The following is a 19,979-nucleotide window of genomic DNA, read 5'->3' as shown; positions in this document are numbered from 1 at the left end:
CTGCCGGGACTTGTGTGAACCCAGTGCGACGGTGTGAGTACGGCCCGCGTCCCCGGGTGGGACGCGGGCCGGTGGGGGTCACCGGGCCACGGCGCAGCTCGCCATGGCGAAGAGCGGCGCCCCGATGACCAGGGCGCAGCCCACGGTCGCGAGCAGGCGGGAGAGGAACATGGCACTCCTTGCACGTCGGTCCTGCCGTCGCTGAGTCAACGGCACTGCTGCCTGGGAGAGTTACGGCAGCCCGATCCATTACGGCCCGACGTCGCCCCGCCGGACCAGCGCCCACAGGTCCGCCACGGCGGCATCCGCCTCGGCGCGCGCGGCCTCGCGCTCCGCCGCCGCCACCCGGTCGTCGGCGGCACGCGCCAGCGCGGGGAACAGCCGGTCGCTGACCGCCCGCAGCTCCGCCGTGCCCAGCTCGGCGATCCGCGCGACGAGCACGTCGGGGACGAGGCGCGGCCAGTAGTGCGCCTCGCCCCAGCTGGTCCACGGCTGGGCCCCGAGCGGCACGATCCGCGCGGCGACACGGCAGGGCTCGCAGGCGTGGTACGTCCATCCCGCCCCCGACCCGGCGGCAACGGCGGCCACGGCGACGAGCGCCCCATCGACGGCCCCGCAGTACATGCAACGGGGAAGCAGGCTCATGCCCTGCCCTCCTGACCGGCGATCCGAGAGAGATTCGGGAGGCGTGCGTGCGTTCGGGCAGTAGCGAAATCGGGGGGAGATGTGGCGATTACGAACACTGTGCGGCGAGGCGGTGAAGATGGACGCAGAGTGCTGGTGGCGCGGTGACGGCCGCATGGCAGGAAGAGCTGTCGCAGGGCTCGGAGAAGGCGGTCCATGGGGGCGTCACATCCCCTTCAGCATTCTCAAGTGCGCCGTGATGGCTTCGTTCAACTCAATCCAGCGCGCGGTGAGTTCGGCCGATTCGGTCGACGGCTGCGTCTCGTCGGGCGCCTCGCTCGGCGACTGCGTCCTGTCAGGGCTGTCGGGGGGTGTTTCTTCGGGGGATGGCGTGCTCATGGCTTACTCCACAATGTCCCGGAGCTGCCTCCGGGAAGGATTTGCGACCGGACCAAGCGTGATGAGAAAGGCACGCTCGGCGACGTACGATCACCCTGACGGCGCAGCTAAAGGCGGTGCAACAGTCCGGACTGCAATTCCACCCCTGTTGACCCCAATTAGTTGACCGCCGTTGCAGATCGGTGTTTTCGGGGCTTTCGTTTGTAGGGCGCCGGGTATTCCATGGCCGATGGAGGGGTGATCGTTTGATCGCGGAACACATGACGGGATCGACCGTTCCGCGCAGGCAGTTGGGACGGTATCTGCGGGACCTGCGGATGCAGGCCAGCATCACGGTGCGGGCGGCGGCCCGGGAGCTGGAGTGGTCGGAGCAGAAGGTCTGGCGCATCGAAACCGGCCAGGTGGCGATGCGGACCCTGGACGTTCGGGCGATGTGCGAGATCTATGGCGCATCGCAGGACATGACCGAGGCCCTTCAGGGCCTCGCCCGCGAGACAAAGGCACGCGGCTGGTGGCACACGTATGGTGACTCAAGGCCGGAAGGCTTCGACCTCTACGTTGGATTGGAGGAAGCGGCGACCGAACTGTCCTGGTATGAAGACCGCCTAGTTCCGGGACTTCTTCAAACCTCGGACTACACCGCCGAGATCATCCGTAGCCACAGGCCCTGCATGTCTGAGGCGGAGGTAGACCGGCGGGTACAGCTACGTATGGATCGGCAGGCCATCTTGAGGCGCCCGGTGGCGGCTCCCAAGTTGCGGGTGGTTCTGGGCGAGTCCGTACTACGTCAGCTCGTCGGTACGCCTCGCCTGATGGCCGGGCAGCTCGCACACCTGGCGTATGTCTCGGCGAATGCGAACCTCGAACTCCGTGTTGTACCTTTCCGGGTAAGTCACCCAGGCACCCTCACGGGCACATTCACCGTTCTTCGGTTTCCTGAAGGACGGATGCCCGAGCCACCGACGGTCTATGTCGAAGGCTTCACGGGTGGGTTGTATCTGGACAAGACGTACGAAATCGAGCAGTATGACGCCGTGTTTCGGGGCATTTGGGATGCGGCATTGGACGATCAGGAATCTCGGTCCCTGATTGGTGAGTTGGCGAGGAACTATGAGCAGCAATGACGGCGCGCGGTGGCGGAAGTCCACCTACAGCAACGGTGACGTACAGTGCGTCGAGGTGGCTAACGGTGGTGAGGCCGTGGGCGTACGTGACACGAAGGACACCGGACGCGGCCCTGAGCTGTGGATGCGCCCCAGCAGTTGGGCGGCGTTCGTCGGCTCGGTGAGCCGGGGGACCTTCGAAGGCTGATTGCGCTGAGCAAGGCGCCCCCGGACCTGCACCCGGGGGCGCTGTTCGGTTTCCCCCTTTATGACCGCCGATCGGTGGGGGAGATCCCGGCGTGTGGTCAGGCCAGCTTGCGGCGTTCGCGGCGGTTGGGGTGGCGGATGGTGACGCCGCCCATGCCGCCGGAGCCGGTGAGGCGGATCAGGGGGGTTCCGGGGAGCCGGTCGGGCGTGGTCTCGTCCTTGAAGCCGCCGAAGCCCGGGTCCGTGCCGCCGGTCTCCACGGCCCAGCCGTCGGGGATGACGATCGTGACGCCGGACGTCTCCCCGTACGCCTCCACCGTGACTTCCTTGAGGCGGCACTCGCTCCGCGTGAAGTCGAGCTTCACGCCGCCCAGGCCGCCGTGGGCGATCACGTGCCCGGGGACCTCCCAGCGCGCGGGGCCGCGTGACGCCCCGGACATGCCGCCCTTCAGGACCAGCGGCGGGCGGCTCCCCGGGGACTCCGGCTGCGGCAGGTCGGCGGTCAGGACGGCGAGTTCGGCGAGCGTCCTGGACTGGAGCGCCTTCTCCACGCGTTCGCCCAGCTCTTCGAGGTCGATGCGCCCCTCGGCCGCCGCGTCGCGCAGCTGCTCCACCACCGCTTCCCGGTCGTCGTGCGAGGCACGGAGCGGTGCGGGGGAATCGGGACGCGGAGAGGGTTCCGGGGGCTCGACGGTCATGCCGCAAGGATAAGCAGCCACCGCTCAGGGGCGGACCGGGGTGGCCGGGGTGTGGAGCCAGGGGGTGTGGGTTCCGTCCGGGGTGATGGTCAGGCCGAAGTGGGTGAGAGGCGGTTCGCCTGCGCTGGTCCACCAGGCGTACGCGTCGAGCAGTTCGTCCCACAGGCGGCGGGTGCCTGCCTGGCGGATCTCCACCGGGCCGACGCTGCGGCGGACGGCGGCCGTCCAACTGGCGTCGGTGAGGCTGTAGAGCCACTGCGTGTGCCCGTCGTCGTGGGCCTGGACCGCGTGGGTCACGTCCGGCAGGCGCAGTCCGGCGAGGAAGCGGAACGGGTGCCACAGCTCGTGCGGCGGCCACACGCCGCCCGTGCTGTCCGTGAACGGCAGGCCCTCCGGATAGCGCGGGACGGCGCGGCGCTGGGCCCGCAGCTTCATGAACGCCACCAGGTCCACGAACGGCCCGCTCGCGCCGCCGTCCGGTCCCACCGTCAGGCGCGCCAGCCCCTCCCACCTGCTGTACGGCGTGCCCCAGGGGGTGAGGATCAGCCCGCCGGGCCTGACCTGGCGTGTCCAGGCGGGGGGTACGCGGCTCAGCCCGGCCGTGGCGATGATCCGGTCGAACGGGGCGGCGTCGGGGGCGCCTTCCGCGCCGTCGCCGACGACGAGGTCCGGGTGGAGTCCGGCGCGGGCGAGTGCCTTCGCGGCGTCGGCGGCCACCCGCGGATCGATCTCGACCGTCGTGACGTTCCGCTCGCCCAGGCGGTGGGCGAGCAGGGCGGCGTTCCAGCCCGTTCCCGTGCCGATCTCCAACACCCGGATGCCGGGCGTCACTTCGAGGGCTTCCAGCATCGCCGCCACCAGCGACGGGCGGGACGCGGAGCTGGTCGCGTCGCGCCCGGGGCCAGGGCCGGTGTGCCGGCCGTCGTCCCACTGGGTGACGACCGGCACGTCCGCCTCCGCCGCGCGCCGCCAGGCCCGCGGGTCCGCCGCGCGATCGGCCACCGTGAAGGTGTCCGCCGCCAGGTCGTGCGGCCAGAACACGTCCGGCAGGAAGCGGGAGCGCGGCAGTTCGGCGAACGCCCGCTCCCAGCCCGGCGGCACGGGGAACGGAAGCGGCATCTACGCGCCGTCCTCGTCCTGTTCGGCCTCTCGGCGACTGCCCCCGCCGGCCGGTGTGCTGCCGTCGCTGGTCGGCTCGGCGTCCGGACTCCACGGCTGTCCCGGCAGACGGTCGTCCTCCGAACCCTCGCCACCCCCGGCGTGTTTGCCCGCCATACGAAACCCCCTCCTTCGTCGTATTCGCCCACAATGTACGTGTAGTGCGCAGGCGCACGGGAGGGGCGCAGGGAGCACGGCCCGCGCTCGCCCGGCGGGTGGGGGTGTCTCCGGGCCTCCTGTCGGGGTGAACCCCGAGGTCGGCCTCGTGGTGATGCGGGGGATGTGTCAGGGCGAAGCCCGATGGAGTGGGTGTGGTGCCGCTGGTGGGATGGCTGTCGGCCGCCTGGCTCTCTTCTACGGGCGGGCCGTTCGTACGGAGAGAGGTTCGTCATGCGCATATCCAGAAGGCGGGGCAAGGCCGCCCTGGTCGGGCTCGCTGCTCTCGTCGTCGCCGCGTCCACCGGGCTGACGGCGGCGGCGAGTCCGCGACAGGCCGATCCGCTCCAGGACCAGGTGGACGCGGTCCACGCCACCGGGGTGGTCGGGGTGTCCGCCGAGGTGTGGGGGCCCGGCACGCGCGACAGCGCCCGCGCCGGGACGTCCGTGGCGGGCACCGGGCTGCCGATGCCGCGCGACGGCCGGTTCAGGATCGGCAGCGCCACCAAGACGTTCACCGCCACCGTCGTGCTCCAACTCGTCGGCGAGGGGCGGCTGTCGCTGGACGACACCGTCGAACGGTGGCTGCCCGGGGTCGTCCAGGGCAACGGCAACGACGGCCGCGCCGTCACCGTGCGCGATCTCCTCCAGCACACCAGCGGCATCCACGAGGTCGTGCCGGACATCCCTGCGCTCACCGGCGCGGACGGGTACCGGGCCGAGCGGTTCCGCAGCTACACGCCGGAGGAGGTGGTGGGGCTGGCGATGCGGTACCCGCCGCCCGACGACTTCACCCCCGGCGAGGACTGGTCGTACTCCAACACCAACTACACCCTCGCCGCGATGATCGTCGAGAAGGTCACCGGCCACAGCTGGGAACGCGAAGTGGGCGACCGCATCATCCGCCCGCTGGGCCTGCGCGACACGAGCACACCCGGCACGTTCCCGTTCATCCTCGGCCCGCACGCCCGGAGTTACACCGGCTTCGGTATGGACACCGGCACCGATACGGATGTCACGGTGCTCAACGCGAGCATGGCCGTCGGCGCCGGGGCGCTCATCAGCACCGCGCACGATCTGAACCGCTTCTACACCGCGCTGTTCAGCGGCGACCTGCTCGCCCCCGCGCAGCTCGCCGCCATGACGGACACCGTGGACGCGCCCGGACTCGGCGCGCGCTACGGCCTCGGCATCGGCGAGATCCCGCTGTCCTGCGGCGGCAGTTACTACGGCCACCCCGGCGAACTGCTCGGCTACCGCACCTGGGCCGGAGCCACCCCGGACGGCAGCCGCAGCGCCGTCGTCTACGTCACCAGCGACGGCGGCGAGGCCACCCAGGAGGCGATGAGCGCCCTCGTGGACCAGGCGCTCTGCGGCACCTCGGGCGACGGGTGAGGGCGGTTCCCGCGCGATGACAGGTGTGGTGACGACTCCGGTGGACACTTGTCGGTAGACACGGCGACCCCGGAAGGAGCGCGAGGCGTGGCAACGGAAGCCCCCGGACAGCGCGTTCTCGACCTCCTGGACAAGGCGATCGGCGTCCAGGCCCCCCTGGCGCGCGGCAACATAGCCCGCGCCCGCCGGCGGAACCCCGACGCGACACCGGCCGAGGTGATCCGCGACCTGGAGCGCACGTACGTCCGCGCCCTCACCGGGGCGGGCGCCGCGGTCGGCGGGACGGCGGCCGTGCCCGGCATCGGCACCGGCGTCGCCCTGTCGCTGTCGGCGGGCGAGTCCCTCACGACCCTCGGGGTGAGCAGCCTCTTCGTGCTGTCCCTCGCCGAGATCCACGGCGTCCCCGTCGACGAACTCGAACGCCGCCGGACGATCGTGATGGGCATCATGCTCGGCGAGACCGGCTCCGCCACCGTCGCCAAGGCGGCGGGGCGCACCGGGCGGGACTGGGGACGCCAGGTCGTCGGCCGCCTGCCCGCGCAGGCGCTGCGCCGGATCAACAAGGCGCTGGCCAAGCGTTTCATCGCGCGGTACGGGACGCGGCAGGCGGCCGTCGTCCTCGGCCGCGCGGCGCCGTTCGGCATCGGCGCGGTGATCGGCGGGAGCGCCAACGCGGCCATCGCCACCGCGACCGTACGGGCCGGCCGCCGCGCCTTCGGCCCGCCCCCGGAGGCCTGGCCGGAGCCGGGGGACCCGCTGGGCTGAGCCGGGCCTACTCCGGTGGCGCCGGGGTGGCGGTCAGGGTGCGGAGTTCGTGGAGTACGGATTCGGCGATCTCCGTGAAGGGGCGGCGTTCGTCCTCGGCGATCCACTGGGTGAAGGCCAGGCCGAAGACCGTGATGCCCGACTGCGCCGCCAGGGATGCCGTGAGGTCGCCGATGCCGCGTGCGCGCAGGGCGTCGGCGAGTGTGGCGGCGAGGTTGGCGAGTTTGAGCAGTTCGCGTTCCCGCAGCGCCGGGTTCTGATCGATCACGGACTGCCGCGTACGCGCGTGGGGGCGGCGTTCCTCCGGGAAGAACGCGGCGGCCGAGCGCAGCGCGCGGGCGACGGCCTCGACCGGTGCCGCGCCGTCCGGCGCCGCCGCCACGCCGGAGAGGAACGCGTCGGCGAGCAGCCGCTGCCCGTGGAAGAGCGCCTCGCGCTTGTCGCTGAAGTGGCGGAAGAACGTGCGCTCGGTCAGGCCGACGGCCCCGGCGATGTCCGTGACGGTGGTCTGCTCGAATCCGCGCGTGGCGAACAGTTCGAGCGCGGCCTCTTGCAGCCGCTCCGCGGTTCCCGGTTCCCAGCGCGCCATACCGCCGAGTGTAGTGATGGCAGTGACTGACGTGGAGAGGTACGGTGATGTCGGTGACTGACGTCAGTCACCGACATCACCACGCGAAGGAGTCACCCCGATGCATGTCTTCGTCACAGGCGCCTCCGGCTGGATCGGCTCCCCCGTCGTCGGCGAGCTGCTCGCCGCCGGTCACGAGGTCACCGGCCTGGCCAGGTCCGACGCGTCCGCCGCCGCGCTGGAGCGGGCCGGTGCCGCGGTCCGCCGCGGCGATCTCGACGACCTCGACGGCATCCGCGCCGGTGCGGAGACCGCCGAGGCCGTCATCCACCTCGCCAACAAGCACGACTGGTCCGACCCCGCCGCGTCGAACGCCGCCGAGCGCGCCGCCGTGCAGACCATCGCGGACGCACTGGCCGGGAGCGGCCGCCCGTTCCTCCTCGCCTCCGGCGTCGCCGGGCTCGGCCGGGGCGGGCGCCCGGCCACCGAGGCCGACGCGTCCCCGGCGCACGGCCCTGACTCGCCGCGCGGCGGCAGCGAGAACCTCGCTCTGGAGTACGTCGACCGCGGCGTGCACACCGTGAGCCTGCGCTTCTCGCCCACCGTCCACGGCACGGGCGACCACGGATTCATCGCCTCCATCGCCGCCGTCGCCCGCGAGAAGGGCGTCTCCGGCTACCCCGGCGACGGGGCCAACCGCTGGGCCGCCGTCCACCGCGACGACGCCGCCCGCATGGTCGCGCTCGGCCTGGAGAAGGCCCCGGCGGGCAGCCGCCTGCACGCCGTGGCCGAGGAGGGCGTCACGACCCGCGCGATCGCCGAGGCCATCGGCCGCGCGTTCGACCTGCCCGTGGCGTCGATCGCGCCCGACGACGTGGAGGGCCACTTCGGGTGGATCGGCGCGTTCTTCGGCCAGGACCTGTCGGCGAGCAGTGCCGCCACCCGGGAGCTGCTCGACTGGACGCCCACCGGGCCGACGCTGGTCGAGGACATCGACGCGGGCGCGTACGCGGCGGGCTGAGCCGTCACGTGTCCCGGCGCAGGGACCCGGCGGCGGCGCGGTACGTGTCGGCCGCCGCCCTGAAGTAGGCGGCGGCGCCCTCGCGCTGGGCCGCGTCGAGGCCGCCGAGCGCGCGGCCGATGGGCTCCCTGACCGTCGCCAGGATCTCCGCGAGGCGGTCGGGCACGGCGCCCGTGCTCTCGACCAGGACCCGGCGCCGGTCCGCCGGGTCGGGAACGCGGCGGGCGGCGCCCGAGGCCGTCAGCCGGTCCACGAGCCGGGTGGTGGCGCCGGTGGACAGGCCGAGGCGCTGGGCCAGTTCGCCGCTGGTGAGGGGGCCGTCGAGGGCGAGGACGTTCCACGCCTGGTAGTCGGTGGCGCCGACGCCCACCGCGTCGGCGGCCGCCATGTGGAAGAGAACGATCGACGCGACATAGCGGCGGTAGTCCGCCGACGGGTCGGTGGGCGGGGGCATGGCCGGCTCCTTGACTGTTGTCTGCGTCGATGCAACTGTTGCGTCCGTGCAGACAATAGTAGCGCGAAGGGCAGGGTGTGTCATGGACGTCGGTGCGCACGAGGACACGGTCGAGGACGCGCTCGACCGCATCGCCGCCGCCTGGGACGGCGGCGACGCGGCGGCGTACGCGCGGGAGTTCACCGAGGACGCCAGCTATGTGGTCTACCTGGGGCGGGCGTACCGCGGGCGCGCGGAGATCGAACGGGCGCACGTGCCCGTCTTCGGGAAGTGGCAGAAGGGCAGCCGGATGGGCTACCGCGTCCTCGACGTCCGGCCGGTCGGCCCCGGCGCCGCCGTCGTCCTGACCGAGGGCGGCGTCGGGAAGCCGGGCCGCGTACGGCTCGACAAGGTGCAGACGTACGCCATGGTCAGGGGCGCGGACGGGCGGTGGCGCTGCGCCGCGTTCCAGAACACCAGGCGGAACCGGCTCCTGCTGCGCCTGACCGCCCTCTTCGAGCGGGGCGCCTGACGGTCAGGCCAGGCCGTCCCAGCCCCAGCGCGGCGTGGGGCCCGGCTCGCCGAGGTCGGTGCCGACCGGGTCGGCCGAGACGTCGCGGGCGATCCTCGTGCCCCAGTCGAAGTACTCCAGGACGCGGCGGCGCAGCACCGCGTCGTCCGGCAGCTCCTTCGCGACGGCCCCGGCCATCAGCTCCATCCAGCGGACGCGCTGCTCCTCGGTGATCGACAGGCCGAGGTGCGAGCGCAGCAGCGACTGGTGGCCGCCGAGGTCCGCGGTGAAGTCCGCCGGGCCGCCGAAGACCTCGGCCAGCCAGACGGCGACGTGCTCGACGTGCGCACGGGTGAAGTCCGCGAAGACGGGCGCGAGCAGCGGATCGGCGAGCACGCCCTCGTAGAACGTGTCGCTCAGGCGGCGCAGGACGTCCGTGCCGCCCACGGCCTCGTACAGCGTGGCGGGGCGGGCGGCGGTGCCGGGGGAGGAGACCACGGCGGTCCGCTCGTAGTGCTTCATCTCCTCGATGTCCCCGATCCAGCCGCGGATCGCCGCGAGGAACGGCGGGAAGTGCGGGCCGCCGCGGAAGCCCTGCTCGTGGTCGGGGACCGAGGTCCACTCGATGCGCAGGATGTAGCGGTCCGGCTCCTCGACGCCGTGGGACAGCTCGTACGCGAGGCACTGCGGCGCGGCGTCGAGCTGCGCGGCGGCGGTGGCGTAGGACGCCTCGAACGCGGCCCTGCGCTCGGGGTCGGCTATGCGGTAGCGGATGTACTCGACGGTCACGGCGACCTCCCGGGGGCTCGTTCCGCCGCCATGATCAGTCTTTTCGAACGGGAAGACGAGACGGTTTCGCTCCCGGCCCAATCGGAACGGCCGCCGCCCCGCCGGGACGGTGGGGACCGTTCCGGCGGGGGCGCGGTGCTGGGCGTGTCACCAGATGAGGGCGAGGTCGGGCGACGACTGCCAGTAGGTGACCTGCGCGGAGGAGTCCATGTACAGCTCGCCGTCGGGGAGCGCGACCTCCGTCAGGTCGCCCGTGCCCTGGTCGTCGGGGCCGGAGAACTGGACGCCGAGGCTGGTCGCGATGCGGGTGTCCGGCGCCTCGCCCGTCGGGTCGGAGGTGAGGATCGCGGCGTACGCGGACTCGCCGGGCGCCAGGCCGACGACGGCCTGCGGCACGCTGTCCTCGATGCGGGGCGTGGGGGCCTGGGCGTCGTCGAAGCGGAGGTAGGGCGCGTACCAGGCGAAGCACGTCTCGGTGCCGGTGTTGGTCGCGGTGAGCAGGACGTGGTTGATGGGGCGCTCGACCGGGGTGACGGTCAGCTGGGTGTTCGCGTCGGTGCAGGGGACGGTGTCCTCGGCGGACTCGCCGGCGCCGCCTTCGAGCGTGCCGTCGCCCGGGGTGTGCGTGCCGGGGTACTCCTCCGCGCCGTCGCCCTCGCCCGCGCCGTCACCCGGGGCCTCGCCCCCGGCCTCGCCCGTGCCCCCGTCCTCGGCGCCGTCCGCCGTCGCCTCGTCGTCACTCTCCGGGTCCGCCGGCATCTGCACGCTGGGCGACTGCGGCGCGGTCTCGCCGATGCTGCCCGTCTCCTCGTCGTCCTGGCAGGCGGTGAGCGTCAGCGCGAGGGTGGCGCCGAGGGCGGCGGCGATGGCGCGGAGACGGGTACGGCGGCGGGGGGCGCTGGTGGTCATGATGTCTGCTCTCTCGTCGGTCGGACCGGACCTGGTTGGCCGGACGACCGCAGCTTGTCCCCGTTTCCGTCCCACCGGCCAGCGCATGCCGCCGGTTCGGGTCGCTGGGACAGTCCCACGCCGCTGACCTGCGCGAACGGCCCCGCCTCGAATGGCGGGACGGGACGCGGCGAACGCCGGAACGCCCCCGGGGCGCCGTCAGCCGAGGAGCGCCGCCACCGTCCGGCGCAGCTCCTCGGGGGCGGGCGGCGGGGTGGTGCGGTCGGCGTGGAGGAGGTGGGCCGTGCCGGTCAGGGTGGGGGCCAGGACGTCCACGGCCGCGCCGGGGGCGAGGCGGCCGCGGTCGCGTTCGTCGGCGAGGTACGCGGCGAGTGCGGTCGTCGCCTCGGTGAGCACGGGGATGCCGACGGGGGTGGTGGCGCGCAGGAGGGCGCGCAGGTCGTCGCGGAAGGTGATCAGGGCGACGAGCGCGACCGTCACCGGGGTGAAGAAGCCGGTGAGGGCGTCCGTGACGTTGTCGGCGACGGTGCCCGTCCCGGCGCGGGCGCGCAGGTCGGCGGCGGCGGCCTCGGCGGGGGCGGCGGCGCGCTCCTGGACGAGGGCGGCGAGGAACGCGTCGAAGTCGGCGAAGTGCCGGTGCAGCACGCCCTTGGCGCAGCCCGCCTCGGTGGTGACGGCGCGGCTGGTCAGGGCGTGCGGGCCGGCGCGGAGCAGGAGGCGCTCCGCGGCGTCGAAGAGCTGGCGTCGCGCGTCGCGCAGGGCCACTCCGGTCGGCATCGCGGGGTCCTTCCGGTTGACGAGTGGGCGAGCGCCCATTCATAGTGGGCGCATGCCCACCCTACCGTCGGAACCCTCCCGCCGCTCCCATGAACTGCGCGCCGTCGCCGAGTCGTTCGGCACGGACGCCGACCGCTACGACCGCGCCCGCCCCCGTTACCCCCAGGCCCTCGTCGAACGGATCGCCGCCGCAGGGCCCGCGGTGCTCGACGTCGGAACGGGCACCGGCATCGCCGCCCGCCAGTTCCGCGCCGCCGGCTGCCGCGTCCTCGGCGTCGAACCCGACCCGCGCATGGCCGAGGTCGCCCGGCGCCTCGGGGAGGAGGTGGAGGTGGCGGCGTTCGAGGACTGGGACCCGCGCGGCCGCGTCTTCGACGCCGTGGTGGCCGGGCAGGCGTGGCACTGGATCGACCCGGCCGCCGGGGCGGCCCGCGCCGCGCGCGCCCTGCGCCCCGGCGGGCTGCTCGCGCCGTTCTGGAACGTCTTCACCTTTCCCGCCGCGCTCGGCGACGCCGTGGCGGACGTCTGCCGCCGCGCGCTGCCCGGCGCGCCGTTCGACGCGGGGGCCATGGGCCGGGGCGACCTCGGCGCGTACGGCGCGCTGACGGACGCGGCGGCCGAGGGTGTGCGGGCGAGCGGCGCGTTCGGCGAGCCCGAGCTGTGGCGCCACGACTGGGAGTGGACGTACACCCGCGACGCCTGGCTCGACCAGCTGCCGACGCAGGGCGCGTTCACCCGGCTCCCGCCGGACGCGCTGGCGGTGGTGCTCGACGGCGTCGGGGCGGCGATCGACGCGGCGGGCGGCTCGTTCACGATGCGGTACGCGACCGTCGCCCTCGTCGCGGCGCGCGGCGCTTGACCTCAAGCGAGCTTGAACTCCTACGGTCTGTCCCATGACCGACCAGCACACCGCCGAGACCGACGCCGAGACCGCAGCCCAGCCCGTCGCCTACTGGACCGGACTCGCCCACGAGGCCACCATCGCGTTCATCCGCGCCGAACAGGCCGCACTCGGCTTCACCCAGCCCCAGTACTGGCTGCTCCGCAACCTCTCGCCGCACGACATCTCGCCCGACGGCCACGGCATGACCCTCGCCGAACTGCACGACGCCATGCGCACGTACCTCCGCCGCGAGGACGACCTCGCCGCCGAGGCGGAGGTCCTCCTCGGCCGCGGCTGGCTCACCCGCGACGGCGACGGGCGGCTGTGGATCACCGACGAGGGCGAGGCGGCGCGCGCCCGCCTCAAGGAGCACACCCCGCGGATACGCGACCTCATCCACGCGGGCATCGACGACGCCGACTACGCCACCACCGTCCGCGTCCTCCAGCGCATGATCCGCAACACCGGCGGCACCCCGGCCACCTGACCGCACACAAGCGGAAACGCCCCCCGCCCCGGCTCGTGACCGGGTGCGGGAGGCGTTCCCCTGGAGCCCGTGGAAGACTCCGCGCGCCGTTCGTCAGACGGCCGCGACCGTGACCGGCGCCGCCTCCTCCGCGAAGTGGCAGGCGACCGGGTGACCCTGGCCCCGGTCCTTCAGGACCGGTTCCTCCGTGGCGCAGATGTCCTGCGCCTTCCAGCAGCGCGTCCGGAAACGGCAGCCGCTCGGCGGGTCGAGCGGGCTGGGCACGTCGCCGGTGAGGACCGTGCGGCGCCGCTTGCGCTCCTTCTTCGGATCCGCCAGCGGGGCCGCCGACAGCAGCGCCTGCGTGTACGGGTGCGACGGGCGCTCGTACACGTCCTCGCGCGTCCCCGTCTCCACGACCTTGCCGAGGTACATCACCGCGACGCGGTCCGAGATGTGCCGCACCACGGACAGGTCGTGCGCGATGAACACGTACGCCACGCCCAGGCGGTCCTGGAGGTCCTCCAGCAGGTTCACCACACCCGCCTGCACCGACACGTCGAGCGCCGACACCGGCTCGTCCAGCACCAGCAGCTTCGGGTTCAGCGCGAGCGCGCGGGCGATGCCGATGCGCTGGCGCTGGCCGCCGGAGAACTCGTGCGGGTAGCGGTTGCCGTGCTCGGGGCTCAGGCCGACGAGCGACAGCAGCTCGGCCACGCGCTCCTTGCCGCCGTCCCGGTACAGGCCCTGCACCTTCAGCGGCTCGGCGATGATGTCGTTCACCGGCAGCCGGGGGTTCAGCGAGGCGTACGGGTCCTGGAAGACCATGCCCGCCTTGCGCTGCACCGGGCGCAGCTGGCTCGCCGACAGACCGGTGATCTCCTGGCCGTCGAACGTGACCGAGCCCGACGTCGGCTTGATCAGCTGGAGCAGGGCGCGGCCCGTCGTGGACTTGCCGCAGCCCGACTCGCCGACGACGCCGAGCGTCTCGCCCTCGTTCACCGACAGGGACACGCCGCTGACCGCCTGGACCTGCCCCACGACACGGCGGATCAGACCGCCGCCGCGCACGGGGAAGTTCACCACCAGATCGGTGACGTTCAGCAGTTCCTTCGTCTTCGTCAGGGTGGTCATCGGCCCTCCTCGGGAGAGCGGAAGAACGCCGTCGCGTCCTCCGCGGCGGCCAGTCGGTCGCTGTGGTGGCAGGCGGCCAGGTGGCCGTCCTCCGTCTCGGTCAGCTCGGGCTCGCTCTCGCGGCACACGTCGGTGGCCAGCGGGCAGCGGGGCGAGAACGGGCAGCCCCTGGGCAGGCTGATCAGCGACGGCGGCGTGCCCTTGATGGGACGCAGCCGCCCGTCGCGCTCGCCCTCCAGGGACGGGATGGAGCCCAGCAGGCCCGCGGTGTACGGCATGCGCGGCTCGTAGAACACCTGGTCCGTCGAGCCGACCTCGACCGGCTTGCCCGCGTACATCACGAGCGTCCGGTGCGCCATGCCCGCGATCACGCCGAGGTCGTGCGTGATCATCAGGATCGCCGCGTTGACCTCGTCCTTGACCTCCAGGAGCTTCTCCAGGATCTGCGCCTGGACGGTCACGTCGAGGGCCGTCGTCGGCTCGTCGGCGATGATCACGTCCGGGTCGTTGATGATCGCCATCGCGATCATCACGCGCTGCCGCATACCGCCGGAGAACTCGTGCGGATACGCCTTCAGCCGCTTGTCGGCCTGCGGGATGCCGACCAGGTCGAGCATCTCCTTGGCCCGCGCCAGCGCCTGCTTGCGCGGCACGAGGTGGTGCGCCAGCACGGCCTCGGCCAGCTGGTCGCCGACGGAGCGCACCGGGTTCAGCGACGTCATCGGGTCCTGGAAGATCATGGCGATCTTCCGGCCGCGCAGCGCGCGCTGCTCCTTGGGGCGCAGCGCCAGCAGGTCCTGGCCGCGGTACCTGATGCTGCCGCGCACCCGGGCGTTCTTCGGCAGCAGGCCCATGACGGCCATCGACGACACCGACTTGCCCGAGCCGGACTCGCCGACGATGCCGAGCACCTCGCGGGCATGCAGCGTGTAGTCGATGCCGCGCACGGCGCGGACCAGGCCGTCGTCCGTGGGGAACTCCACCGTCAGGTTCTCGACGGTGAGGATCGCCTCGTCCGACGGCGGCTTGGCCTGCGCGAGCGTGAGGGCGTTGTGCACCTCTTCGGCGGCGTCGGTCACCGACGCGTCGCCGCCCGGCGCGGGCGCCGGGGTGTTCACGGGAGGGATCATGGAAGACATCAGTCACGCACCCGGGTCTGTCGGGGATCGAAGGCGTCACGCAGGCCGTCGCCGATGAAGTTGACCGACAGCGCGATGGCGATGATGAACACGCCCGGCCAGTAGAACAGCCAGGGGCGGACGGTCAGAGCCGTGCGGTAGTCGTTGATCTGGCGGCCGAGCGAGGTGTCCGGCGGCTGGACGCCCAGGTCGAGGAACGACAGCGCCGACTCGGTCAGCACGGCGCTCGCGATCGCCAGCGTCGCCGACACGATGATGATGCCCATGGTGTTGGGCAGGATGTGCTTGAAGATGATCCGCCGGGCCGGGGTGCCGACCGAACGGGCCGCCTCCACGTACTCCTTCTCCCGCAGCGACAGCACCTCGCCGCGCACCAGGCGGGCGATCTGCGTCCACAGGCACAGGCCGAGGAAGAGCGCGAAGAGCACGACGCCCTTGCCCGCCACGATGGAGCCGATCAGACCGGCGATCAGCAGCGTCGGGATGGCGATCACGACGTCCGTGAGCCGCATCAGGACCGACTCGATCCAGCCGCGGAAGTACCCGGCGGCGGCACCGATGATCGTACCGACGACGGTCGAGACCAGGCCGACGATGACCGCGATCATCAGCGACACCTGCGTGCCGCGCATGGTGAGCGCGAAGTAGTCGCGGCCGATGTTGTCCTGGCCGAACGGGTGCTCGCCCAGGTGCACGCCGCCGCCGCCGAGGAACGACGGCAGGACCGACAGCGTCGGGCCCGCGTCACCGCTCACGGAGCCGGTGGCGGTCGGGGACTTGTCCCACCAGCCGGGGATCGGTCCCAGGCCGATCGAGCTGACGGACAGCACGACGACCACGAGGAAGAGGAACATCCCGAACAGGGCGCCGCGGTGCCGGAAGAACCGGCGCCTGATCAGCTGGCCCTGGGAACGGGCGACGATGTTGAGTCCGAGCGCGGCGGCGTCCGCCGTACCCGGCGCCGCCGGGGCCGTTTCCGCCCCGGCCGGCTGCGCGTTGCGCGTCATGGCCAGTCTCCTTTACGACAGGCGGATACGGGGGTCGAGGAAGGCGTACGCGATGTCCGCGACCATGTTGAAGACGACGATCGCGCCACCGCTCACGACGTAGAACGCCATGATCGGCATCGGGTCGCCCTGGGCGATGCCCGTGAACAGCAGGTTGCCCATCGCCGACCAGCCGAAGACCTGCTCGGTGACGACGGCGCCGCCGACGATCGTGCCGATGTCGTAGGCGACCAGCGTGGTGATGGGGATCAGGCCGTTGCGCAGGACGTGGCGGGTGACCACGGCGCGCTCGCTCAGGCCCTTGGCCCGGCCGGTGCGCACGTAGTCCTGGTTCATGACCTCCAGCATGCTCGCGCGGGTGTAGCGCGAGTACGTGGCGAGGGAGATCAGGACCAGCGCCAGGGTCGGCAGCGCGAGGTGGCCGAACGAGTCGAGGCCGCTCTCCCAGAACGTGCCGTCGTAGTTCGGCGTCTCGGCGCCCACCGTGGAGATCGGCCGGTTGCCGACCGAGTCGCTGTAGTCCTTGAACGACTGGAGCATCCGGTCGGTGAAGATCACGGCGCCCGCGAACAGGCCGGTGAAGATCGCCGCCGGGATGGCGTTGCGCCGGTACAGGTCGCCGCCGAGGAACCAGCCGAGGGCGAAGCAGATGCCGGCCGTCACCAGCGCGAGCAGGACGATCGTGATCAGCTGCGGGTCGTCGAGGACCGGGTCGAGCGCGAAGTACGCGATGATGCCGAGGACCGCGGCGGCCAGGGCCGCCTGGAGCGGCGGCTTCCATTCGAGACCGCTGACCAGCGTCGTGAAGCCGATGGCGCCGCCGATCGCGGTGATCGCGACGACGACGGGGCCGAGGCCGGGGTCGGAGAACCACTCGGTGGCCGACAGCACCCACAGCAGAACCGCCATCGCGGCGGTGGAGCTCACGAAGGCGGTGAGGCGGGAGCGGCGGTCGCCGACGACGACGCCGCCGCAGAACAGGCCGGTGATCAACGCGATCCCGCCGATGAACAGCGGTGAGATCTGCGGATCGGCCAGCCAGTCGTTGAAGTCGAGGGCCAGGAACTGCTTCAGCAGCGTGCCGACCCAGAACAGGGGCAGCGAGAAGCAGATGAACGCGACGAACGTCACGGACTGGTCCAGCGCCGAGTACTGCCGCAGCGCGGATATGACGCCGATCGTGATGCCGAGCACGATGGCGAGGACCGTGGCGCCGGTGATGAGCTGGATGGTCGCGGAGAACGCGTTCTCCAGCATCGCGTTGACGTCTTGTCCCTGGCGGTTGGTGCCGAGGTTTCCGGTGAGGGCGTCGCCGAGCCAGCGCAGGTACCGGAGGAGGATCGGATCATCGAGGTGCATGCGCTCGGTGATGGCGCGGATGGCGCTCTCGCGAGCCGAGTCGGGAAGCTGGCGCGCTTCGGCGAGTGGGTCCCTGACGTTGGTCGAAAGGATGAAGACCAACACCGAGGCGGCGAGGAAGACCCAGATCGAGACGAAGAGCCGCCGCGCAATGAAGACGAGCATGGTGCGCTGACTCCAGGTTGTTCAGGGGGGCGGGGGCGGACATGGCGGTGGAGGAGCCGCCGGACGCGGAGCGGGGCCGGAGGACACTGGCCCCCCGGCCCCGCCCGGCGTGTGGATGGTGCTGCACGTGCCGGGTGCTGATGGCGTACGCGTCACGCGCGGTGTCCGGTGCGGCGGGCCGGCGGGCCGGCCGCACCGGACGGTGCGCGCTAGGCGTAGATCAGGACTTGCTCCACTGGTCCGCGTTCCAGGTGATGCCGTTCTGGGACGGGTTGGGGATCACGTTCTCCACCGTCTGGCCCCAGGCGGTGATGCCCGGGTGCTGGTACAGCGGGATGGTGACCATGTCCTCCCACAGCAGCGCCTCGACCTGGGCGGTCAGCTCGACGGCCTCGGCCTCGTCGGAGGTGCGCAGGACCTGGTCGAGCAGCTCGTCCATCTCGGGCGACGAGTAGCAGCCGTTGTTGTTGCCCTTGCCCTCGGGGGAGCACTCGGTGACCGTGCGGTAGGTCGAGTTCCAGCCGGCGCGGTCCGGGGAACCGGCCCACGCGAACATGGCGACGTCGAAGCGGTTCTGGGCCAGGGCGCCGTTGGTGTCGAAGAAGTCGGCGGCGGGCTGGAAGTCGACGTTGAAGCCGGCCTCGTCACACGCGGACTTGATCAGGGCACCGGCGTCGACACGACGCTGGTTCTCCAGGGTGCCGAGGACGACCGTGGTGCCGACCGCGTCCTCCTCCTCGAGGATCTCGCGGGCGCGCTCGATGTCCTGCACGCCGTACTCGTCGATCGAGGCCTGCGAGGCGTCGACGGCCTCCTGGTAGCCCGGGTCCCAGGGAGCGACGTTGCGCGCTTCCTTGACCGTGCTGTCCGGGACGACCGGGCGGATCAGGTTGTCGACGAGCTGCTCACGCGGCACGCAGAGCGAGAACGCCTGGCGCAGCGCGAGGTTGTCCGCGAAGACACCGTCGTTGAAGTTGAAGTCGAGGTGCTCGTAGGTGTACTCGTCGCCGACCTCGTTGGCCACGTTGGACGCGGCCTGGATCTGCTGGGCGATGTCCACCGTCGGCTGAGGCTCGATGATGTCCACCTCGCCGTTCTGCAGCGCCTGGACCTGCTCCTCGTCCGGGATGGTGCGGAAGACGATCGTCTCGGCGGCCGGCGGCTCGCCCCACCACTCGGGGTTCACGGTCAGCGTGATCGACTGCTCGGGCACGTACTCGGTGACGATGTACGGGCCGGAGGACGGTATGAGGGCCGCGTCCGGCAGGGCGCCGGAGATCAGCCAGCCGTTGTTGTAGAACTCGGCGGCGGCCTCGAGGGCGGACGCGTCGTCGCCCTGGAGGGCGGCGATGAAGTCCTCCTCGGACGAGAAGCCGCCCTGCTCCGACACGACGTGCGCGGGCAGCATCGCGTTGTTGCCGTGGCCGGGGCCGACGGTCTCCCAGTCGGCGAACGGCTCGTTGTACAGCAGGGTGAACGACTTGTCGCCGGGCGCGCACTCGGGACGCTCGGTGTCCTCGACGCCCTGGGTGCCCACGGCGGAGAAGAGGCCGTCGAACGCGCCGGACTGGACGGTCCACCACATGAGGATGTCGTCGCAGTCGATCGGCGTGCCGTCGGACCACACGGCGGCGTCGTTGATCGTGTAGTTCACGGTCAGCGGGTCGTCGGAGACCTTCTCGTAGGTGCCGAAGTCCTCGTTGGGGATCGGCTGACCGTCTTCGTTGCCGAACGTCCAGAAGCCGGAGATCACCTGCTCCATGACCTGGCCGTTCGCGACGCTGTTCGCGCCGGCGGTGGCGACGTTCCAGGCCTGCCAGGGCTGTGCCATGGCGTAGGTCACGGTGCCACTGGGGCCGCCGGACGCGCCAGTGCTCTCGTCGTCGCCTCCGCTGTCATCGTCGCTGCTGCCACAGGCGGAGAGGACGAGGGCTCCTCCCAGCGCAGCCGCGACGAGCTTCGACGTTCTGCCGAATCGGGTCATCTTCGGGCCTTCCACGGTGTCATGACTTCTGGTGTGAAGTTGGGCTGAGCTTCCTCACAGAAGTGGGCGCGAACAAGTGCGCCCGGGTGACCGTTGTGCAGCCGAGATGTGAAGCACGCTGACCTGTTATCTGCAAAATGGTGGATATCTGTAAAAAGTCGGGCATTTGGCGTGCGGCTTCGGGAGTCTCCGCGCGTTGACTTTGCATATCTGTTCGCTATGCGTGCGGGCGGCGGGTGAACAGGTGAGCCACCCTGCCCCCGAGGGGATGGAAACCTGGTGAAGTTGGGCCAAAAGCCTGTGGGCCCCCTCCCATCCGTGGTTCGGTG

The 19,979-nt window shown here is 71.8% G+C and carries 23 protein-coding genes; 8 read left to right on the top strand and 15 right to left on the bottom strand.

Annotation, left to right across the window (positions count from 1 at the left end):
* Positions 1-249 precede the first annotated feature (249 nt).
* The gene (locus ACIBPC_RS07370) at positions 250-645 is read right to left on the bottom strand and encodes a hypothetical protein (protein ID WP_398841904.1); all 396 of its coding nucleotides are present in this window, start codon (positions 643-645) and stop codon (positions 250-252) included.
* 204 nt (positions 646-849) lie between these two features.
* Positions 850-1,023 (bottom strand): hypothetical protein, encoded by a 174-nt coding sequence (locus ACIBPC_RS07365; protein WP_398841902.1) that lies wholly within the window; start codon positions 1,021-1,023, stop codon positions 850-852.
* Between the two features lie 248 nt (positions 1,024-1,271).
* On the opposite strand from ACIBPC_RS07365, the gene ACIBPC_RS07360 reads away from it, so the two are divergent.
* Both ACIBPC_RS07360 and ACIBPC_RS07355 read left to right on the top strand, forming a co-directional pair.
* Positions 1,272-2,147 carry a helix-turn-helix domain-containing protein gene (locus ACIBPC_RS07360; RefSeq protein ID WP_398842993.1) on the top strand — a complete coding sequence of 292 codons (876 nt, stop codon included), beginning with the start codon at positions 1,272-1,274 and terminating at the stop codon, positions 2,145-2,147.
* Positions 2,134-2,334, top strand: a complete 201-nt coding sequence (locus ACIBPC_RS07355; RefSeq protein ID WP_398841900.1) for a DUF397 domain-containing protein — start codon at positions 2,134-2,136, stop codon at positions 2,332-2,334. Before ACIBPC_RS07360 ends, ACIBPC_RS07355 begins: the two co-directional genes overlap by 14 nt.
* A 97-nt stretch (positions 2,335-2,431) precedes the next feature.
* Here the strand turns inward: ACIBPC_RS07355 and ACIBPC_RS07350 are convergent, their stop codons facing one another.
* The 3 genes from ACIBPC_RS07350 to ACIBPC_RS07340 are packed head-to-tail and all read right to left on the bottom strand — an operon-like array spanning position 2,432 to position 4,306.
* Entirely contained in the window at positions 2,432-3,031 is a 600-nt protein-coding gene (locus ACIBPC_RS07350) for a DUF1707 domain-containing protein (protein ID WP_398841898.1), read from the bottom strand.
* A 24-nt stretch (positions 3,032-3,055) separates the two neighbouring features.
* On the bottom strand, positions 3,056-4,150 hold the full coding sequence (locus ACIBPC_RS07345) for a methyltransferase domain-containing protein (protein ID WP_398841896.1): 1,095 nt from the start codon (positions 4,148-4,150) through the stop codon (positions 3,056-3,058).
* A complete protein-coding gene (locus ACIBPC_RS07340) occupies positions 4,151-4,306 on the bottom strand; it encodes a hypothetical protein (protein ID WP_362957420.1) in 156 nt (51 codons plus the stop codon).
* 273 nt (positions 4,307-4,579) lie between these two features.
* Between ACIBPC_RS07340 and ACIBPC_RS07335 the strand changes: the two genes are divergently transcribed.
* Together ACIBPC_RS07335 and ACIBPC_RS07330 are read left to right on the top strand one after the other, a co-directional pair.
* Positions 4,580-5,740 carry a serine hydrolase domain-containing protein gene (locus ACIBPC_RS07335; protein ID WP_398841895.1) on the top strand — a complete coding sequence of 387 codons (1,161 nt, stop codon included), beginning with the start codon at positions 4,580-4,582 and terminating at the stop codon, positions 5,738-5,740.
* A gap of 87 nt (positions 5,741-5,827) precedes the next feature.
* Positions 5,828-6,505: a hypothetical protein gene (locus tag ACIBPC_RS07330; protein ID WP_398841893.1), complete on the top strand. Its 678-nt coding sequence runs from the start codon at positions 5,828-5,830 to the stop codon at positions 6,503-6,505.
* A gap of 7 nt (positions 6,506-6,512) precedes the next feature.
* Here ACIBPC_RS07330 and ACIBPC_RS07325 read toward each other — a convergent pair whose 3' ends face one another.
* Positions 6,513-7,094, bottom strand: a complete 582-nt coding sequence (locus ACIBPC_RS07325; RefSeq protein WP_398841891.1) for a TetR family transcriptional regulator — start codon at positions 7,092-7,094, stop codon at positions 6,513-6,515.
* A gap of 100 nt (positions 7,095-7,194) precedes the next feature.
* On the opposite strand from ACIBPC_RS07325, the gene ACIBPC_RS07320 reads away from it, so the two are divergent.
* Positions 7,195-8,094: an SDR family oxidoreductase gene (locus ACIBPC_RS07320; RefSeq protein ID WP_398841890.1), complete on the top strand. Its 900-nt coding sequence runs from the start codon at positions 7,195-7,197 to the stop codon at positions 8,092-8,094.
* 4 nt (positions 8,095-8,098) lie between these two features.
* Here ACIBPC_RS07320 and ACIBPC_RS07315 read toward each other — a convergent pair whose 3' ends face one another.
* Positions 8,099-8,548, bottom strand: a complete 450-nt coding sequence (locus tag ACIBPC_RS07315; protein ID WP_398841888.1) for a MarR family winged helix-turn-helix transcriptional regulator — start codon at positions 8,546-8,548, stop codon at positions 8,099-8,101.
* An 82-nt stretch (positions 8,549-8,630) separates the two neighbouring features.
* Here ACIBPC_RS07315 and ACIBPC_RS07310 point away from each other — a divergent pair, with 82 nt between their 5' ends.
* The gene (locus ACIBPC_RS07310; RefSeq protein WP_398841886.1) at positions 8,631-9,059 is read left to right on the top strand and encodes an SgcJ/EcaC family oxidoreductase; all 429 of its coding nucleotides are present in this window, start codon (positions 8,631-8,633) and stop codon (positions 9,057-9,059) included.
* Between the two features lie 3 nt (positions 9,060-9,062).
* On the opposite strand, the gene ACIBPC_RS07305 is transcribed toward ACIBPC_RS07310, so the two are convergent.
* From ACIBPC_RS07305 to ACIBPC_RS07295, 3 genes are all read right to left on the bottom strand, one after another.
* Positions 9,063-9,827: a group II truncated hemoglobin gene (locus ACIBPC_RS07305; RefSeq protein ID WP_398841884.1), complete on the bottom strand. Its 765-nt coding sequence runs from the start codon at positions 9,825-9,827 to the stop codon at positions 9,063-9,065.
* Positions 9,828-9,974: 147 nt separating this feature from the next.
* On the bottom strand, positions 9,975-10,736 hold the full coding sequence (locus ACIBPC_RS07300) for a DUF4232 domain-containing protein (RefSeq protein ID WP_398841883.1): 762 nt from the start codon (positions 10,734-10,736) through the stop codon (positions 9,975-9,977).
* A gap of 198 nt (positions 10,737-10,934) precedes the next feature.
* Positions 10,935-11,513, bottom strand: a complete 579-nt coding sequence (locus ACIBPC_RS07295; protein ID WP_398841882.1) for a TetR/AcrR family transcriptional regulator — start codon at positions 11,511-11,513, stop codon at positions 10,935-10,937.
* 52 nt (positions 11,514-11,565) lie between these two features.
* Between ACIBPC_RS07295 and ACIBPC_RS07290 the strand changes: the two genes are divergently transcribed.
* On the top strand, positions 11,566-12,372 hold the full coding sequence (locus ACIBPC_RS07290; RefSeq protein WP_398841880.1) for a class I SAM-dependent methyltransferase: 807 nt from the start codon (positions 11,566-11,568) through the stop codon (positions 12,370-12,372).
* Between the two features lie 34 nt (positions 12,373-12,406).
* A complete protein-coding gene (locus ACIBPC_RS07285; RefSeq protein ID WP_398841878.1) occupies positions 12,407-12,883 on the top strand; it encodes a MarR family transcriptional regulator in 477 nt (158 codons plus the stop codon).
* Positions 12,884-12,976: 93 nt separating this feature from the next.
* Here the strand turns inward: ACIBPC_RS07285 and ACIBPC_RS07280 are convergent, their stop codons facing one another.
* The 5 genes from ACIBPC_RS07280 to ACIBPC_RS07260 form a co-directional block, all read right to left on the bottom strand.
* The gene (locus ACIBPC_RS07280; RefSeq protein WP_362957455.1) at positions 12,977-13,996 is read right to left on the bottom strand and encodes a dipeptide ABC transporter ATP-binding protein; all 1,020 of its coding nucleotides are present in this window, start codon (positions 13,994-13,996) and stop codon (positions 12,977-12,979) included.
* Complete coding sequence (locus ACIBPC_RS07275; protein WP_398841876.1) at positions 13,993-15,126, bottom strand: ABC transporter ATP-binding protein; 1,134 nt, start codon at positions 15,124-15,126, stop codon at positions 13,993-13,995. The genes ACIBPC_RS07280 and ACIBPC_RS07275 overlap by 4 nt, the downstream gene beginning before the upstream one ends.
* 8 nt (positions 15,127-15,134) lie before the next feature.
* On the bottom strand, positions 15,135-16,142 hold the full coding sequence (locus ACIBPC_RS07270) for an ABC transporter permease (RefSeq protein ID WP_398841874.1): 1,008 nt from the start codon (positions 16,140-16,142) through the stop codon (positions 15,135-15,137).
* 12 nt (positions 16,143-16,154) lie between these two features.
* On the bottom strand, positions 16,155-17,666 hold the full coding sequence (locus tag ACIBPC_RS07265) for an ABC transporter permease (protein WP_398841872.1): 1,512 nt from the start codon (positions 17,664-17,666) through the stop codon (positions 16,155-16,157).
* 220 nt (positions 17,667-17,886) lie between these two features.
* Positions 17,887-19,650, bottom strand: coding sequence for an ABC transporter family substrate-binding protein (locus ACIBPC_RS07260; RefSeq protein WP_398841870.1), 1,764 nt, complete (start codon positions 19,648-19,650; stop codon positions 17,887-17,889).
* Positions 19,651-19,979 lie beyond the last annotated feature (329 nt).

The organism is Streptomyces sp. NPDC049879, assembly GCF_044461265.1.
Classification (GTDB): Bacteria; Actinomycetota; Actinomycetes; order Streptomycetales; family Streptomycetaceae; genus Streptomyces.
The sequence above is the reverse complement of the archived record's forward strand: the minus strand, read 5'-3'. Positions and strand labels throughout refer to the sequence as shown.

What these genes read in the sequence shown, in the direction of transcription:
- ACIBPC_RS07325 (WP_398841891.1), bottom strand. Translation starts at nt 7,094, where the DNA reads ATGGCGCGCTGGGAACCGGGAACCGCGGAGCGGCTGCAAGAGGCCGCG.
- ACIBPC_RS07270 (WP_398841874.1), bottom strand. Translation starts at nt 16,142, where the DNA reads ATGACGCGCAACGCGCAGCCGGCCGGGGCGGAAACGGCCCCGGCGGCG.
- ACIBPC_RS07370 (WP_398841904.1), bottom strand. Translation starts at nt 645, where the DNA reads ATGAGCCTGCTTCCCCGTTGCATGTACTGCGGGGCCGTCGATGGGGCG.
- ACIBPC_RS07345 (WP_398841896.1), bottom strand. Translation starts at nt 4,150, where the DNA reads ATGCCGCTTCCGTTCCCCGTGCCGCCGGGCTGGGAGCGGGCGTTCGCC.
- ACIBPC_RS07355 (WP_398841900.1), top strand. Translation starts at nt 2,134, where the DNA reads ATGAGCAGCAATGACGGCGCGCGGTGGCGGAAGTCCACCTACAGCAAC.
- ACIBPC_RS07340 (WP_362957420.1), bottom strand. Translation starts at nt 4,306, where the DNA reads ATGGCGGGCAAACACGCCGGGGGTGGCGAGGGTTCGGAGGACGACCGT.
- ACIBPC_RS07310 (WP_398841886.1), top strand. Translation starts at nt 8,631, where the DNA reads ATGGACGTCGGTGCGCACGAGGACACGGTCGAGGACGCGCTCGACCGC.
- ACIBPC_RS07300 (WP_398841883.1), bottom strand. Translation starts at nt 10,736, where the DNA reads ATGACCACCAGCGCCCCCCGCCGCCGTACCCGTCTCCGCGCCATCGCC.
- ACIBPC_RS07350 (WP_398841898.1), bottom strand. Translation starts at nt 3,031, where the DNA reads ATGACCGTCGAGCCCCCGGAACCCTCTCCGCGTCCCGATTCCCCCGCA.
- ACIBPC_RS07315 (WP_398841888.1), bottom strand. Translation starts at nt 8,548, where the DNA reads ATGCCCCCGCCCACCGACCCGTCGGCGGACTACCGCCGCTATGTCGCG.
- ACIBPC_RS07320 (WP_398841890.1), top strand. Translation starts at nt 7,195, where the DNA reads ATGCATGTCTTCGTCACAGGCGCCTCCGGCTGGATCGGCTCCCCCGTC.
- ACIBPC_RS07275 (WP_398841876.1), bottom strand. Translation starts at nt 15,126, where the DNA reads ATGATCCCTCCCGTGAACACCCCGGCGCCCGCGCCGGGCGGCGACGCG.
- ACIBPC_RS07285 (WP_398841878.1), top strand. Translation starts at nt 12,407, where the DNA reads ATGACCGACCAGCACACCGCCGAGACCGACGCCGAGACCGCAGCCCAG.
- ACIBPC_RS07260 (WP_398841870.1), bottom strand. Translation starts at nt 19,650, where the DNA reads ATGACCCGATTCGGCAGAACGTCGAAGCTCGTCGCGGCTGCGCTGGGA.
- ACIBPC_RS07295 (WP_398841882.1), bottom strand. Translation starts at nt 11,513, where the DNA reads ATGCCGACCGGAGTGGCCCTGCGCGACGCGCGACGCCAGCTCTTCGAC.
- ACIBPC_RS07265 (WP_398841872.1), bottom strand. Translation starts at nt 17,666, where the DNA reads ATGCTCGTCTTCATTGCGCGGCGGCTCTTCGTCTCGATCTGGGTCTTC.
- ACIBPC_RS07365 (WP_398841902.1), bottom strand. Translation starts at nt 1,023, where the DNA reads ATGAGCACGCCATCCCCCGAAGAAACACCCCCCGACAGCCCTGACAGG.
- ACIBPC_RS07280 (WP_362957455.1), bottom strand. Translation starts at nt 13,996, where the DNA reads ATGACCACCCTGACGAAGACGAAGGAACTGCTGAACGTCACCGATCTG.
- ACIBPC_RS07290 (WP_398841880.1), top strand. Translation starts at nt 11,566, where the DNA reads ATGCCCACCCTACCGTCGGAACCCTCCCGCCGCTCCCATGAACTGCGC.
- ACIBPC_RS07335 (WP_398841895.1), top strand. Translation starts at nt 4,580, where the DNA reads ATGCGCATATCCAGAAGGCGGGGCAAGGCCGCCCTGGTCGGGCTCGCT.